This is a genomic window from Paenibacillus humicola (assembly GCF_028826105.1).
Classification (GTDB): Bacteria; Bacillota; Bacilli; order Paenibacillales; family Paenibacillaceae; genus Paenibacillus_Z; species Paenibacillus_Z humicola.
On sequence record NZ_JAQGPL010000001.1, the window covers coordinates 2,707,409 to 2,721,476 of the forward strand.

Genomic DNA, 14,068 nt, shown 5'->3' on the forward strand with positions numbered 1-14,068 from the left:
GCGAAGCCTGTTTGGACTTCCCGGTACATTTTTTGTCCGGAATCGGGGAAAACAACGGATGGACATCGATCCGGCAGCCGTTTAAGCGAAGCTGTCCAGGCGAATCTGCTTGACCTGGAGTATGCTCCATGCGTTATGATGCAGGTAACGAGGAGGGGATACGGGTGGAACCGACGACGTATACGATCGCGGACATCGCGAGCCGGACGGGACTCAGCTACGATACGATCCGCTATTACGAGAAAATCGGGCTGACCCCGCCGGCCAAACGCAGGGACAACGGGCAGCGGACTTACGATTCGATCGACCTGGAACGGTTTGTTTTTGTGACCACGCTCAAGCGGACGCATATGCCCCTGAAGGAAATCGAACGGTATATGGCCTTCGCAGGGGACCGGAATTTCGAGAAAAGCTATGAAGTCCTTCACGAGCATAAGCTTCGGATCGTGGCTCAGATGGCGGAAATGAACGCCGCGCTCGAGATGATGAACTATAAGCTGGATTATTATGAGAATATGGTGAGCCGCATGAAAAATCTTTCGGTGCGGGAGCCGGATTCGGCAGACGAAACCCGGCAATCGCCGGATTTTGTAGGATCCGACCGCCCGGCCCGCTAACGGAAAGCACAACGAGAAAGTCCGCAGCCGCTCCGAGCGGCTTTTTTGTATTTTCCGAGCCGGCCCCTGTCTGGGCAGCCGTCTGGCGATAAGTGACAGCGTTTACAGGTTTACAGGATTGTCCTCCCGCACGTATTCCCGTAATATAGATCATTATGGCCGAAAGGGGAGATCAGCGCGATGCTGCCGATCCTGCTGCTGACCGATTACCGAGACTATACGCTGGTGCTGACGATCAACATGTTTTTCGGCAAATACAGCCGGGAATGGTCGCTTATTCTGGCGTCGCTGATTTTGTCGTCGATTCCGATCGTCGTCATTTTCGCCGTATTCCAGCGGTGGATCATCCAAGGCATTACCGACGGCGCGGTAAAGGGCTGAGAAGTCGCGGAACGAAGTCCATTCTATCGTAAAACGAGACCATCGAAACGAAAGGCCGCGCAAGCGGCTTCTTTTGTCGTTGCCAATTGTTTGCATGCGCGTGCCGTTTGAGAGGATAATGGGGATACCCGGCGAATAAAGAGATGGACGGGAAGGGCAAAGGCATACAAACAAGAGGAAGTGAATGACATTTGATCAAAGTCGGAATTGACGCTGGAGGCACCCTGATTAAAATCGCCGTCATGGAAAAGGAAACGACCGACTATCGAAAGTTTCCGGTTTCCGAGCTGAAGCAGGCGGCTTCGTGGATAAACGGAATGAAAAATGCTCAAATCTGCATTACCGGGGGGAAAGCGGCTTTATTGGCTTCCTACTTGGACACAGCGCCGGCGGAAATCGTGGAATTCGAGGCGTCAAGCAGCGGCGTTCGCTATTTGCTGGCCCGGAACGCGATGTCCCAAACGGAGTTTGTGTTCACAAATGTGGGCACCGGTACGTCGATCCATCATTTGGAAAATGGGGGCCACCGCAGGGTGGGCGGCACAGGCGTCGGCGGCGGAACGATCATGGGGCTTTCCCGGCTGCTGACCGGCATAACCGATTATGAAACGATCGTATCGATGGCGGCAAAGGGCATGCGCGACCGGATCGATTTGAAAGTCAGCCATATTTACGAGGGAGCCGAGCCGCCGATTCCGGGCGATTTGACGGCCAGCAATTTCGGAAACCTGATGTCTCTTCATGCGGAAGAGCAGCTGAGCCGCGAAGATTTGCTCGCTTCCGTCATCGGTCTGGTGGGCGAAACGGTAGCGACGACGAGCGTGCTTGCCGCCGGCCAATGCGGAATGTCGACCATCGTGTTTATCGGCTCGTCCTTCATCGGGAACGACCTGCTGAAGCAGGTCGTCGAACGGTACACGGAGCTCAGAGGGGCGCAAGCCCGCTTTCTCGAGAACGGCGAATATTGCGGTGCGATCGGGGCTTTGCTGAGTCTGGCGTGACGTGGGCCTCGGGCGAATGCAGAATTCGCTTTCTTTCATGTGGTGAATTATTTAGGGCATTAATTAAAAGGGCCGGGTTTTTGAATGTCAAAAACGCCCGGCTTCGCTTATTTTGATAAAAAATGACACTCTTCAAGCGGCAGCGGTTTGCTATGATATGTTTACCAAACAGAGACGCATCCGATTAGGACAGCGATAATGGGGGGATGGTATGCAGACATCCAAAATCGTCCAGAAAGCGATCGATTATGTGGAAGAACGGCTGCACGAGCCGCTCACGCTTGAACAAATCGCCGAAGCGGCTTCGATGTCGGTGCCGAATTTGTACCGGTTGTTCTATGCCATAACGGGCCATCCCGTTAAAGAGTACCTGCGTCAGCGACGGACTAGCGAGGCGGCCTGTCTGCTGCGCGAAACCGATCTTCCTGCGGTTGACATCGGATTCCGGTGTGGGTTCGAGGCGTACTCGACTTTTTTGAAAACGTTCAAACGGTATACGGGTCTGACCCCGGGGGTTTACCGGCGTTCCGAATCGATCTTCAGCTTCGAACCGATGAATCTTGAAGAACGCGTCTTCTTTGCGGAGGACCGCGAGATCGCCGAACGATTCCCGGATATGCGGGTCATGAGGCTCGAAGCCGCCCGGGGAGTCGGTTATTTATATCGCTCCGATCATGAGGAGGGAATGGAAGAAAGGGCCTTTAAGCAGTTCAGGAAGCTTCTCTCGGGGATCGGCATCGATAACGGAAGGCTTCGGCTGTTCGGCTGGAATGTGGATCTTGAAGGAACCGGGCGGCCGTTTGGCTATCATTTGGCCGCTTTCGGCGAAATCGGTTCCGCACTTGTCTTGGAGCATCCAGAGCTGCACCCGGTTGAACGGCAGGGAGGTCTCTATGCCATGAGCCGGATTCCAGCAGGGTCCGGGGAGAGCGTCGCCGCCGCATGGGACCGAATGTTATCAAAATGGCTTCCGAGAAGCGCTTTCAAACTGGGAGAGCATGGCTATATGGAAGAATATTTTCTATATGGAGACCGGGTTGTCCGCATGAAGCTGTACCTTCCTGTGAGCCGCAGCGCCATTCAGGAAAAGATTGAATTCGTGGAGCGGCCGGCGGTCAGCGTCATTCGTTTTCGGGCGGAGGGAGCCGGCTGTGCCGAAAAGGCGGATGCGGCGGCCATGACATGGCTCGCCCGGGACGTTAACGGGAGCTGTAACAGCTTGGACGTATTCATGAGCTGCGGAACCGGAAGCTGGACTGAGGATCACAAATATGAGCTGTATATCTCCCTTCCGGAAAACAAGGTTCCTGCCGGGAATGACGCGACGCTGCTCTCGCAGCTGGAAGGGGGCCTTTATGCCCGGATGATAAGCGGAGCTTACGGATCTATGACCGGCGTCCTGGAACGGATTTATCGTTTTCTGAATGCGTCTTCCGAATACCGGCCGGATACCGCACGTACCTGGTACACCAGATACGTACCGGCTCGGGACACGGTGCAGCCGGTACAGTCGAATACGTCCTTTGAACGCTCCGTTATCGCGGAGTGTTACGTACCCGTCAGAATGAAGTCATAATCGGAGGATCAACCATGAGCGAACTGCCGAATCGTAAAACGTCACCGGAAGGATATCGGCCGTATGCCGTGCCGAAATTGTTAAAAATGATGCATGGAGGCAAAACGATGGACAAACAACTGCAAGCGGAAGATGCTTCAGGGCGGACCAGCCCGATCAGCCCGATCAAAAACAAAGTAGGGTCTATTTTTGTCCCGGTACGGGATATTGAAAAGTCGCGCAGCTGGTACTGCCGCGTCCTTGGCGTGAACGAAGACGATTGCCCGATTAGTCACGGCCATTTATGCCCGCTTCCGATGGAAGGGACCGGCGTCGTATTGGATACGATGCCCAAATGGGGAGGCGGCCGGCCGGAAGGCGCGCCGGCGATCCAAACACCGGCATTCATGCTGATGACGAACAATTTGCAGGGCTCATATGATTATATGAAGTCGCTCGGCGTAGAACTGGAAACGGACATTATGCACGATCACTGGTTCGTGGTGAACGACCCGGACGGCAATAAGCTGATGATCTGCCGTGAAGGCTAGGCTTATTGCGGTAAGCTGCAAACGAAAGCTTCGTATTAATTTCATAAACGTCTTTCAATAGGCCGCCCTGCAGGGGGCGGCTGTTTGGCGTGAAATTATTTTGACGGGGATGTCGAAGCCGCCTTACCTTATTCGTCGCTTGAATAGGGGACGGGATATCCGGCAGGAAAAAAGGAACATTTATCGAAATTCCTTGAAAATATCCATTGCCATTCGATAAACCCCAAACAGGAAAGAGGTGTCCCTATGGGTCACGTCATCTCAAAGGACGGCACTACCATCGCCTACGATCAGTTGGGTGAAGGACCCGCGCTTATTTTGGTCGACGGTGCGCTCTGTTACCGGGCGTCCGGTCCAAACGGTCCGCTGGCGGCGCAGCTGGCCGGCCGTTTTTCCGTCTACGCGTACGACCGGCGCGGACGGGGGGAAAGCGGAGACACGAAACCGTATGCGGTTGAACGGGAAGTCGAAGATATCGAGGCATTAATCGAGCGGGCCGGCGGATCGGCTTACCTCTATGGCATCTCGTCCGGTGCCGCGTTAGCGCTTGAGGCGGCCAATCGACTTCCGTCCGTCAGGAAATTGGCGCTCTACGAGGCTCCGTTCATTGTCGACGGCAGCCGCTCCCCGGTACCGGACTTCTATTTGGAGCAGATGAACGGGCTTGTCGAATCGGGCCGGTACGGCGATGCGATCAAATATTTCATGCGCAAGGGAATCGAAATCCCTTCGATATTCGTCGCCATGATGCAGCTGATGCCGGCATGGCCCAGAATGAAGTCGGTCGCGCATACGCTTCCTTACGATACGATGCTCACCGTGAGCCTGCAGCAAGGGAAGCCGCTTCCTGCCGGCAAGTGGTCCGCCGTAACCGTACCGACGCTCGTTGCCGTCGGCGGAAAAAGCCCCGCCTGGATGCGAAACGCGATGCAGGCGCTCGCGGAAACGCTGCCGAATGCCGGTCTTCGAACGATAAGCGGTCAGACGCACATTGTAAAACCGGCTGTTCTCGCGCCGGTGCTGACCGAATTTTTTACCCCATAATTACGCTGCGGGAGGTATGAACAAGATGAAATTCAAGTCTTTTCTCAAGCTCAACGGCAAAACGGCGACCGGCATCCCCGTTCCGGAGGATGTGATCGCAGCGCTCGGTTCGGGCAAGAAGCCGGCGGTTAAAATTACCGTCCAAGGCTATACGTATCGCACGACAGTGGGGTCCATGGGCGGGCAGTTCATGATCCCCGTAAGCGCCGAGCACCGCCAAGCGGCCGGTTTAACCGCAGGCGACGAGGTGGAGGTCGACATCGAGCTCGATCAAGAGCCGCGCGAGCTTGCCGTGCCGTCTGATTTCGCCCAGGCGCTCCATCAGGACGATAAAGCCAGGAGTTACTTTGAAAAATTGTCCTATAGCGGCAAGCGCCGGTTTATTCTCCCGATCGAGGACGCCAAGACGGCGGAAACGCGGCAGCGGCGGATCGATAAAGCGGTCGCGGCTCTGCGGGAAGGTAAAACGCAGTAATACGCTATGCGCTTCATAAACCACATTCCCCCGAAAGGAGCGACGTCCGTGAATTTTAATTGGAACGAAGCGATTGAGATTTTGGAGCGCACGCCAAAGACTTTGGAAGGGCTGCTTGCCGGTTTATCGGAAGCATGGCTGTCGTGCAGGGAAGGCGACGAAACATGGAACGCCGGGGAGGTTGTCGATCACCTCATCGAGGCCGAGAAGACGAACTGGATTCCGCGGCTCGAATTTATGCTTCGGGAAGGGGAGCGCGAGCCGTTTCCCGCCTTCGACCGTTTTGCGCACCTGAACGATGACGCCGAAATGCCGATCGAGCGAAAGCTTGAAGCGTTCAGCATCGTCCGTGCGCAAAATATAGTCAAGCTGAAGGCGCTCATCGATGATTCTGAGCGTCATTTGGAATGGACGGGCCTGCACCCAGCGCTGGGACCGGTAAAGGCAAGAGAACTGATCTCGGCATGGGTTGTGCACGATATGACGCATATGGCCCAGATTATTCGGGTGATGGCCGGCAGATACCGCGAGGACGTCGGCGCGTTCAAAAATTATTTGAGCGTACTGAAACGTTAAAGCGGTCGTGAAAGGAGGAACCATCCGTGGCGGCTTGGACAATTCGGGAAGCGAACGCAATCGATGCGCCGGCGGTCGCGAGAGTTCATGTGGACTGCTGGCGGTCGACTTACAAAGACTTGATTCCCGCGGACTTCCTTCAAGGGTTATCGTACCGGTCCAGGGAGGAAAGGTGGCGGCGCCGGCTTGAGCATCCGCCCGATCGCAGCACATTATTTGTAGCCGAAGACCATGCGGGGCGCATCCTAGGGTTTGCCGACGGCGGGCCCGAGCGATCGGGAGATCCGGAGTATGATGGAGAGCTGTATGCCATCTATTTGCTTCCGGAGCATCAACGAAAAGGAATCGGCAGACGGCTATTCCGGAGCGCCGCTGCGTATTTGGCGGAGCATCGATTTAACGCATGCTGATCTGGGTGCTGTCCGAAAACCCGAACCGGTATTTTTACGAGGCGCTTGGAGGCCGGTTCATTCGCGAGAAAGAGATTGAAATTGGCGGTACGAAGCTGAAGGAATCCGCTTACGGTTGGAAGCTGAACCGGTCCGGTCATATTGAAATAAAGGCGAAGGAGCCGGATGATTAGCTGTCTCAGCTCGGCCTGCGACTGAACAAGGGCAAGGGAAACCGCCGTGCCTTTCAAAAATGCCATTGACAGTCCGCCGCACTTCCTGATTACATAGGACATATGGGATGATAAGTAAGCGGATTCATGTCATATAATTCCAACTTGCCGATGGGGGAGATGAAGGTTATGTTACGGGAAACAGCCAGGGCGGCGGTATGGACCGGAACGGGACAAATGGAGGTCAGGCAGCTGCCGATTCCCGAGGCGGGCGAAGGGGCGCTTCTGCTGCGCGTCGATGCGGCGAGCGTCTGCGGCACGGACGGTCATCTTTTTCCGCAGAATCCGCCTTACAGCGCAATTCTCGGACACGAGGTTACGGGCACGATTGTGCAAATGGGCAAGAATGCGAACCGGACGCAGCATATTTTTGGCGGACCCGTCCAGGTCGGCGACCGGGTCGTGCTGTATCCTTGGATCACGTGCGGAAAATGCGAAGGCTGCCTGACCTACGGATCGGGAACCTGTACGGTCTGCGACAACGCGTTCGTTTATGGTATACCCTACGAGAAGCTGGGACTGGAGGGCGTCGCGGGCATCAGCTCCGATGTCGAGCTGTTTCCTCATTTTAAAGGCGGGTTTGCCGAATATTTGTATGTTTTCCCCGGCACCTATATGTGGAAGCTTCCGGATGATATGCCCTCCGAAGTTGCCGTGCTGCTCGACCCGCTGGCGGTAGCCGTTCGCGCCATCGAGCTTGCCGTTATGAGTCCGGGCGTCGTGGAAGAGAGCTTCACCACAAGCTCGTCCGTTGTGGTGATGGGCGCCGGTCCGGTCGGCGCGTTGACGGCTCTCGTCGCCCGAACGATGGGGGTGGAACGGGTAATTATCGTCGGGGGAAGAAAAGAGCGGCTTTCCATTACCCGGGAATTGTCCGATGCCGATGCGGTCATCGATATTCGGGAAACGACGCCGGAAGAACGGATCAAACAGGTCAAAGACATGACGGGCGGCAAAGGAGCGGATGTCGTCATCCAATGCGCCAACGTTCCCGGCGCTTTTGTCGAGGGGCTGGACATGATCCGGAGAATGGGAACGCTGATCGAAGTCGGCAATATGGTGAATACCGGCTCGACCGTCGCCATCGACCCGGCACGCCAAATTTGCGGCAAGCATGCGCGCATCATCGGAATGAGCGCAAACTCGGCGAAAGCGTTCGACAAAGCCTTTCATTTGCTGAAGCGCCATGCCAAAATCAGTTACGACAAGCTGTATACGCATGTTACGTCCCTTGACGAGCTGGAGCGGACGCTGCATCGCATGAGCGACGGAAATTATATGAAAGGCCTGCTTACCTTCGGACAATGAAGCAGGCAGGGGAAATGTAAGGGCATCTCCCGGTTTCGGGCGATGCTCTTTTTGTATGTGAGAAAATTTAGTCTTTACAACGAACGGATGTTCGGTTAAATTGGAATAAAAGTCGGGCTAAAGGGAACCTCAATACGGCTGAAGCCGTCCGGAAAATATTGATTTCCGATACCCGCCTATGCGTAGGGCGGATTTTGCGGAGACCGAATCCCGACATGGCCGGTACGGGTCGGACCTACGCATGAACGAACAATGACGGAAAGGAACGTTCCGCATGCATAAGGAAGAGAACGAGCGGCTGGCTGGGGAAATCGCCGGTCACCTGAAGGACCGGTTCGGAATAACGGTTTGCGATGCCGCGACCGCCATCGACAAAGGCTTTCTTAACGTGAAATGGAAAATGCCCACCGATCAAGGTCTTATGTTCGTAAAATATTATCACCCGGAGCGATACAAGCTTCATTTGCATCCGGACAGAAGGAATAAGATCGAGAGGACGCTCCGGTTTCAGCAAGAAATGAACGCCTCCGGTATACCGTGCCCCCGGGTATTGTCGTTCGAGGGACGGCATCTTCAGCAAACGCCGTCGGGATGCATGTATACGGTAATGGAGTGGGTGAACGGACGCGCCGTGGAAGCCGGGCATATGAGCGCGGCACAAATGTTCGAGCTTGGTTTGGGAGCCGGACGCATGCATCGGTGGCTCCAATCCGTCCCTCTAAGCGATTCGCCTGGCTGGAAGCCGGATAAGGAAGCTTATTTAAGGCAGTGGAGAATCAATCGGGAACAGGCGAAGGCTGCCGGCGATCCGACCGTTTTGGAATGGCTCGAACGGTCGCATTCCATCGTCGAGCCGATGGATTTCCGGTGCTTTGAATCGTGCAGGACCGGATGGCTGCACTGGGACTTATGGGTGGATAATATATTGTTTAACGAGCGCCGATTGGCCGGTATCGTCGACTTCGACCGGATGGAGGTGGCCTATCCGGAAATCGATCTGGCTCGTGCCGTTCTTTCCGGGACTCTGCGGGACGGCGAACTGCGATTGGAGGCGGTTCGGGCGTTCATGGAAGGATACAGGGAGCACGCATATGCGCCGCGCGGCACATTAGCCCGGGCGATGTCTATGATTTACCTGATCGAATCGATCTGGTGGCTTCGGACGGAGGTCCGCAAGGAGAGCGGGCTTCGCAGACTGCTCGGCCGCTTCATCGAAGAAATGCATTGGCTCGAGGATCACTGGGCCGATCTGCCGGCTCAGCTGGAATCGGTATAAAAAAGGCGGCATATGGCATGCCGCCGGCAATCGTTCGAAATACGGGGTCAGGCTTCCTCAGGCCGTGCTTCCATTTTGGCCGAGAATGCCGTCGTTTTTTTGTAGGTGTCGCCCCATTCTTTCATTTTTAAAATTATCGGCACGAGCGTCTTGCCGAATTCCGTCAGCGAATATTCGACCTTGGGCGGAACCTGGTGGTACACTTCGCGGTGGACGACGCCGTCCTCTTCCAGTTCTCTTAGCTGCAGCGTCAGCATCCTTTGGGTAATTGTCGGACAAATGCGGCGAAATTCGTTAAACCGGATCGGCCCTTCAATCAAATGGTATAAGAGCACGCCTTTCCATTTCCCGCCAATCACGTCCAGTGTAAATTCGACCGGGCAGCCTTCATCGTTCGGACAGGCACCGTACCCGCTCTTGCGATCGCGCAATCCTGCTCAACTCCTTAAAAGTATATCCGTTTCTACTGCTCAACACGAATGTACGTATTGAAAATTATAATATAACCGCGGGGTATTCACAACCGAAGCGCGTCAAGTCCGATCTTCATATCACGATTTGTAAGATTCGATTATAATAAAAATACGAATAAGCGTAAGGGGTGCGAAGTGCTGCTGCCGTTCAGGCGAGGGTGCCTGCATGATTTCAGAACAAAGGATGATTCGAAATGGAAAAGAATACGACGTGCCCGTGCTGCTCCGCGAGCAGACCGGTTCAATCGGGGCAGCATACCGGGGACGTGCAATTAACGAGTACAGCCGGGCTGCATGTGCCGGCAATCGAAGGAATGGTTGAGCTTGAAGGCGGACCATTTTTGATGGGGACGGATGATCTGGAGAGCTTTCCCGCTGATGGCGAAGGGCCTGTACGAAACGTAACGATCAAACCGTTTCGCATCGATCGCTGCGCCGTTACGAACGAAGCGTTCTCCAAATTCGTGGAGGCGACCGGCTATGTGACGGAGGCCGAACGTTTCGGCTGGTCGTTTGTATTTCATTTGCTGGCATCGGATCAGGTGCGTGCGTCTGTCAAGCAGGCGGTCCCTCGCACTCCATGGTGGCTTGCCGTTGAAGGCGCCTACTGGAAGCGGCCGGAAGGACCCGATTCCCATCTTGAGGACCGGATGAATCATCCCGTGGTTCATGTATCCTGGAATGACGCACAGGCTTACTGCCGGTGGGCGGGCAAAAGGCTGCCTACCGAAGCCGAGTGGGAGTACGCCGCGCGCGGCGGACTCGTTCAGAAGCGTTACCCTTGGGGAGACCTGCTCAAGCCGGACGGCAGACACCGCTGCAACATCTGGCAGGGGAAATTTCCCGTCCGCGACAGCGCGAGTGACGGATATGCGGGCACGTGTCCGGTTGACGCTTTCGAGCCTAACGGGTTCGGCCTGTATAACGTCTCCGGCAATGTGTGGGAGTGGTGTACGGACTGGTTCAGTCCAGACTATCATTTTGCCGGACCGAAGGTGAACCCGTCGGGACCGCCGGCCGGACAGGCCAAAGTTACGCGCGGCGGCTCTTACCTTTGCCATAAATCGTACTGCAACCGTTACCGGGTAGCGGCAAGAAGCTCCAATACTCCCGACAGTTCCACGGGTAATATAGGATTCCGCTGCGCCGCGGATGTCTGATGTCCGCCGGTCGCCGCACTCGTCCAAGGTAGGCTGCCCGAACAGCAGCCCCGAAACTGCTTACTGTCAGGGATTCGGGGTAAAGGATTTCGCCAAACAGGCTGCCCGTCAGATGCATCTCTTCAAGGAGAAAGCATGGATGATAAAAACGTGCAGACAGCCTGTTCACTAAACTTAGGCTAACCGATTCCGGCCCGTTTTTATCCTTTCGCTGCCGGCAGCACGTCAAACGCCAGAAGCTGCGTGACCTGCGAATCATTAAAATTGTTGTCCGATATCACCACGAGGCTGTCGTGCCCGTTTTTCAGCTTCGCCCCCCAGGAGATGCCTTCGATGTTGTCCAGCTTTGGCAAATGGAGCGAATTCAGGATCAGAACCAGCCTTTTGGCGGCCGGCTTGAACGATCCCGTTTTCAAGGCGTCCATGTCTTTGACATCGGTCGCCGAATCGAGATCGGCTTCATAAATCCGGATGTAATTGGTATAACTGCCGTCTGCGGCCTGCACGCCCGAACGCTCGAGCATCAGGAATTGATGGTCGTTAATGGCAAGCATGTCGGACACGCCGTTGTCGGCGCTTTTGCCCGGGCCGGGCTTCGCGGGAATGGGATCGACCGGATAGGCAAACTGCGCAACGATGTTCCCGTCGCGGTCATACTTCGTTATGCGCGAATACGATCCATTATCCACGGTCGAAATCTCTCCGTCCTGATAGAGCGACGCTTCCATGGACGTAAAATAAAATTGCCCGTCCGGAGTGAAGCTGCTGCCCTCCAGTGCGAGATTGCTGCGGAATCCTTTTGAACCGCCGGCGGCCGAATCCATTCTAACCGCATCCGGAATGGAGTAGGAGGACAAATATTTCCCTTTCATGGATGCTTGATCAATAAAAGGATTAAATCCGAGGCTGCGGTCGCCTTCGCTCGTGTACCAGACCGATTTGCCGGACGGATCGAAACGGATCGACTCCAGATCGGGTACAACGCCTTGATGCGTCGTGCCGTACTGGCTGCTGTTCGGGTATACGGTGCCGTCCGGCTGCTTTAATTCCGTCACTCCGGTAAGCTTCAGCGAGTAGAAGCTCTTCGTATCGTATTTCAGCTTCGCGGTATAAAAACGGGCGGGGTTATGGTCCGAACGGTCGTCGCTGATCATGATCCACCGGTGCGTTCGGGGATTGTAATCGATGCCGGAGAGACCGCCGACCAGCGTTCCTTTGTACTGCGTATCGTTTGAAATTCGCTGTTCACCGATGAACGCAAGCTGCCCCACATCGTCATGACGGACAAACCGGTGGACGCGAATGGGCTTGGCAGTCTTGCCGAAGTGACCTTGACCTTGAACCGGTTGAACCGGTCCGGCGGCGGCCGGTTTGTCGGCTGAATCGGCGGCGGCTGAAGCGGCAAACAGCAATCCGGCAGCGGCGCAGACCGTAATCATTTTTCCGAACGGAATGACAATCACCTTCTCCCAGAAAGTATAAAACAGGCGAATCTACCAACACTTACATTATAAAAAGCGCGTTTCTCCCGGACAATAGAGCAGGAATGATTTACAAGAATTTAATGCCTGCCATACGTCTTGACCATTTCGGGCGAAAATGAAAAAATATAAAATTGCTCGGTCCCCGGGAGGAGGAAAAAGGGGATGAGAAAGGTATAATTAACAGATGTGGTACGAAATAGGGGAGGTTGAACACATATGGAAACCAACACGGTTACCGCGAAAGCCCCGAGTCTTTGGGGAAATCGTTTTCTGCAAACGATCCTGCTATCCAACATGCTGCTGCAAATCGGAATCTGGGTACGTAATTTCGCCATTCTTCTGTATGTGGCGAAACAAACGAACAACGATCCGTATGCGATTTCGCTGATCAGCGTTGCGGAATTCGCGCCGATTTTCATTTTTTCGTTCATCGGTGGCACCTTTGCCGACCGCTGGCGCCCGAAACGCACGATGATTACGTGCGACGCGCTATCCGCCGTTTCGGTGTTTGCGGTGCTGCTGACGATTCATTTCGGAACCTGGCATGCCGTCTATCTCGTGGCCTTCATCTCGGCGATTCTTTCACAGTTCTCGCAGCCGTCGGGCATGCGGCTGTTCAAGTATCACATTCCGGAAGAACAGCAGCAGCAGGGAATGGCCCTGTTTCAATCGCTAATGGCCGTCTTTATGGTACTTGGGCCGATGCTGGGAACCTTCGTGTACAGCAAGTTCGGGCTGGAAACGTCGATCGCCATTATGGGCGTCGTTTTCATGTTGTCGGCGGCCGTATTGGTTCGTCTGCCCGAGGATATGACGCAGCCGCAGACGGCGGGCGGCAAGGGCCAATTCCGCAAGGAATTCGCCGAAGGCTTCCGTTACGTTTGGCAGACGAAGGTGCTGCGGATGCTCGGAGCCGCCTTCATTCTCGCGGGTCTCGCCGTAGGCGTCGCCCAGGCGCTTAATATTTTCATCGTGACGGAACGGCTCGGCCGGGATCAGGATTTTCTGCAGTACCTGCTTATGGTGAGCGGAGCCGCCATGCTGGTCGGCGGAGGTGTCGTCGCCGTATTTTCCAAGCGGGTTGCCCCTCAGCTGCTGCTCATCATAGGGATGCTGGTAGGCGCCGCGTGCACGGTCATCGTCGGCTATTCAACCAGCGTTCCGCTTACACTGACGGTGCAGTTTATTAACGGTCTTGTGTTCCCCTGCATTCAAATCGGCATCAGCACCATGATTCTGAAGTGGTCGCACGCTTCGATCGTCGGCCGGGTGAACGGCGTCCTGAATCCGATGTTCGTCGGCATGATGGTCATCTCCATGTCGTTTGCGGGCCCGTTAAAGGACTCGTTCTCGCTCGTGTCCATTTATACCGGATCCGGCCTGTTATTTTTAGTGGGCGCGTTCACGATGCTGCCGATTATAAATCAGAAAGCTCCGGAAAACATACAGACCGCTCCATCCGCTCCGTCAGCTTTATGAAAGTCCCCGCCGCAGGGCGGGCTTTTTTTTAGCTGAGAAAAGGAAACCGTGGCGTTGCCTCCGGCG

16 protein-coding genes are annotated in these 14,068 nt (G+C 55.2%); 14 read left to right on the top strand and 2 right to left on the bottom strand.

Translation table 11 applies throughout. From position 1 onward, the window contains the following. The first annotated feature begins 164 nt into the window (after nt 1–164). The 12 genes from PD282_RS12545 (at nt 165) to PD282_RS12600 (ending at nt 9,406) form a co-directional block, all read left to right on the top strand. Nucleotides 165–617 carry a MerR family transcriptional regulator gene (locus PD282_RS12545; protein WP_274651014.1) on the top strand — a complete coding sequence of 151 codons (453 nt, stop codon included), beginning with the start codon at nt 165–167 and terminating at the stop codon, nt 615–617. Nucleotides 618–797: 180 nt separating this feature from the next. Beyond that, nucleotides 798–998, top strand: coding sequence for an ABC transporter permease family protein (locus PD282_RS12550; RefSeq protein ID WP_274651015.1), 201 nt, complete (start codon nt 798–800; stop codon nt 996–998). A 191-nt stretch (nt 999–1,189) separates the two neighbouring features. Continuing rightward, the gene (gene coaW, locus PD282_RS12555) at nt 1,190–1,999 is read left to right on the top strand and encodes a type II pantothenate kinase (RefSeq protein WP_274651016.1); all 810 of its coding nucleotides are present in this window, start codon (nt 1,190–1,192) and stop codon (nt 1,997–1,999) included. A gap of 211 nt (nt 2,000–2,210) precedes the next feature. After that, nucleotides 2,211–3,575: a helix-turn-helix domain-containing protein gene (locus tag PD282_RS12560; protein ID WP_274651017.1), complete on the top strand. Its 1,365-nt coding sequence runs from the start codon at nt 2,211–2,213 to the stop codon at nt 3,573–3,575. A gap of 107 nt (nt 3,576–3,682) precedes the next feature. Then, nucleotides 3,683–4,105: a VOC family protein gene (locus PD282_RS12565; protein WP_274651018.1), complete on the top strand. Its 423-nt coding sequence runs from the start codon at nt 3,683–3,685 to the stop codon at nt 4,103–4,105. A 246-nt stretch (nt 4,106–4,351) separates the two neighbouring features. After that, nucleotides 4,352–5,149, top strand: coding sequence for an alpha/beta fold hydrolase (locus PD282_RS12570; protein ID WP_274651019.1), 798 nt, complete (start codon nt 4,352–4,354; stop codon nt 5,147–5,149). Between the two features lie 25 nt (nt 5,150–5,174). Further along, entirely contained in the window at nt 5,175–5,624 is a 450-nt protein-coding gene (locus PD282_RS12575; RefSeq protein WP_274651020.1) for a YdeI/OmpD-associated family protein, read from the top strand. 48 nt (nt 5,625–5,672) lie between these two features. After that, complete coding sequence (locus PD282_RS12580) at nt 5,673–6,200, top strand: DinB family protein (protein WP_274651021.1); 528 nt, start codon at nt 5,673–5,675, stop codon at nt 6,198–6,200. Nucleotides 6,201–6,226: 26 nt separating this feature from the next. Beyond that, complete coding sequence (locus PD282_RS12585) at nt 6,227–6,610, top strand: GNAT family N-acetyltransferase (protein ID WP_274651022.1); 384 nt, start codon at nt 6,227–6,229, stop codon at nt 6,608–6,610. Then, nucleotides 6,604–6,783, top strand: a complete 180-nt coding sequence (locus PD282_RS12590; protein WP_274651023.1) for a hypothetical protein — start codon at nt 6,604–6,606, stop codon at nt 6,781–6,783. Before PD282_RS12585 ends, PD282_RS12590 begins: the two co-directional genes overlap by 7 nt. A gap of 168 nt (nt 6,784–6,951) precedes the next feature. Continuing rightward, nucleotides 6,952–8,130: a zinc-binding dehydrogenase gene (locus tag PD282_RS12595; RefSeq protein ID WP_274651024.1), complete on the top strand. Its 1,179-nt coding sequence runs from the start codon at nt 6,952–6,954 to the stop codon at nt 8,128–8,130. Between the two features lie 274 nt (nt 8,131–8,404). Beyond that, nucleotides 8,405–9,406 carry a phosphotransferase enzyme family protein gene (locus tag PD282_RS12600; RefSeq protein WP_274651025.1) on the top strand — a complete coding sequence of 334 codons (1,002 nt, stop codon included), beginning with the start codon at nt 8,405–8,407 and terminating at the stop codon, nt 9,404–9,406. Nucleotides 9,407–9,453: 47 nt separating this feature from the next. Here the strand turns inward: PD282_RS12600 and PD282_RS12605 are convergent, their stop codons facing one another. Continuing rightward, nucleotides 9,454–9,837 (bottom strand): winged helix-turn-helix transcriptional regulator, encoded by a 384-nt coding sequence (locus PD282_RS12605; protein ID WP_274651026.1) that lies wholly within the window; start codon nt 9,835–9,837, stop codon nt 9,454–9,456. 236 nt (nt 9,838–10,073) lie between these two features. On the opposite strand from PD282_RS12605, the gene PD282_RS12610 reads away from it, so the two are divergent. Next, nucleotides 10,074–11,039, top strand: a complete 966-nt coding sequence (locus PD282_RS12610) for a formylglycine-generating enzyme family protein (RefSeq protein ID WP_274651027.1) — start codon at nt 10,074–10,076, stop codon at nt 11,037–11,039. Between the two features lie 200 nt (nt 11,040–11,239). Here PD282_RS12610 and PD282_RS12615 read toward each other — a convergent pair whose 3' ends face one another. Continuing rightward, complete coding sequence (locus PD282_RS12615) at nt 11,240–12,502, bottom strand: esterase-like activity of phytase family protein (protein ID WP_274651028.1); 1,263 nt, start codon at nt 12,500–12,502, stop codon at nt 11,240–11,242. A 237-nt stretch (nt 12,503–12,739) separates the two neighbouring features. Here PD282_RS12615 and PD282_RS12620 point away from each other — a divergent pair, with 237 nt between their 5' ends. After that, a complete protein-coding gene (locus PD282_RS12620; protein ID WP_274651029.1) occupies nt 12,740–14,002 on the top strand; it encodes an MFS transporter in 1,263 nt (420 codons plus the stop codon). Nucleotides 14,003–14,068 lie beyond the last annotated feature (66 nt).

Bases quoted from the DNA above. Each gene is read 5' to 3' on its own strand.
- PD282_RS12620 (WP_274651029.1), top strand. From the start codon at position 12,740: ATGGAAACCAACACGGTTACCGCGAAAGCCCCGAGTCTTTGGGGAAAT.
- PD282_RS12595 (WP_274651024.1), top strand. From the start codon at position 6,952: ATGTTACGGGAAACAGCCAGGGCGGCGGTATGGACCGGAACGGGACAA.
- PD282_RS12560 (WP_274651017.1), top strand. From the start codon at position 2,211: ATGCAGACATCCAAAATCGTCCAGAAAGCGATCGATTATGTGGAAGAA.
- PD282_RS12550 (WP_274651015.1), top strand. From the start codon at position 798: ATGCTGCCGATCCTGCTGCTGACCGATTACCGAGACTATACGCTGGTG.
- PD282_RS12570 (WP_274651019.1), top strand. From the start codon at position 4,352: ATGGGTCACGTCATCTCAAAGGACGGCACTACCATCGCCTACGATCAG.
- PD282_RS12575 (WP_274651020.1), top strand. From the start codon at position 5,175: ATGAAATTCAAGTCTTTTCTCAAGCTCAACGGCAAAACGGCGACCGGC.
- PD282_RS12565 (WP_274651018.1), top strand. From the start codon at position 3,683: ATGGACAAACAACTGCAAGCGGAAGATGCTTCAGGGCGGACCAGCCCG.
- PD282_RS12610 (WP_274651027.1), top strand. From the start codon at position 10,074: ATGGAAAAGAATACGACGTGCCCGTGCTGCTCCGCGAGCAGACCGGTT.
- PD282_RS12590 (WP_274651023.1), top strand. From the start codon at position 6,604: ATGCTGATCTGGGTGCTGTCCGAAAACCCGAACCGGTATTTTTACGAG.
- PD282_RS12600 (WP_274651025.1), top strand. From the start codon at position 8,405: ATGCATAAGGAAGAGAACGAGCGGCTGGCTGGGGAAATCGCCGGTCAC.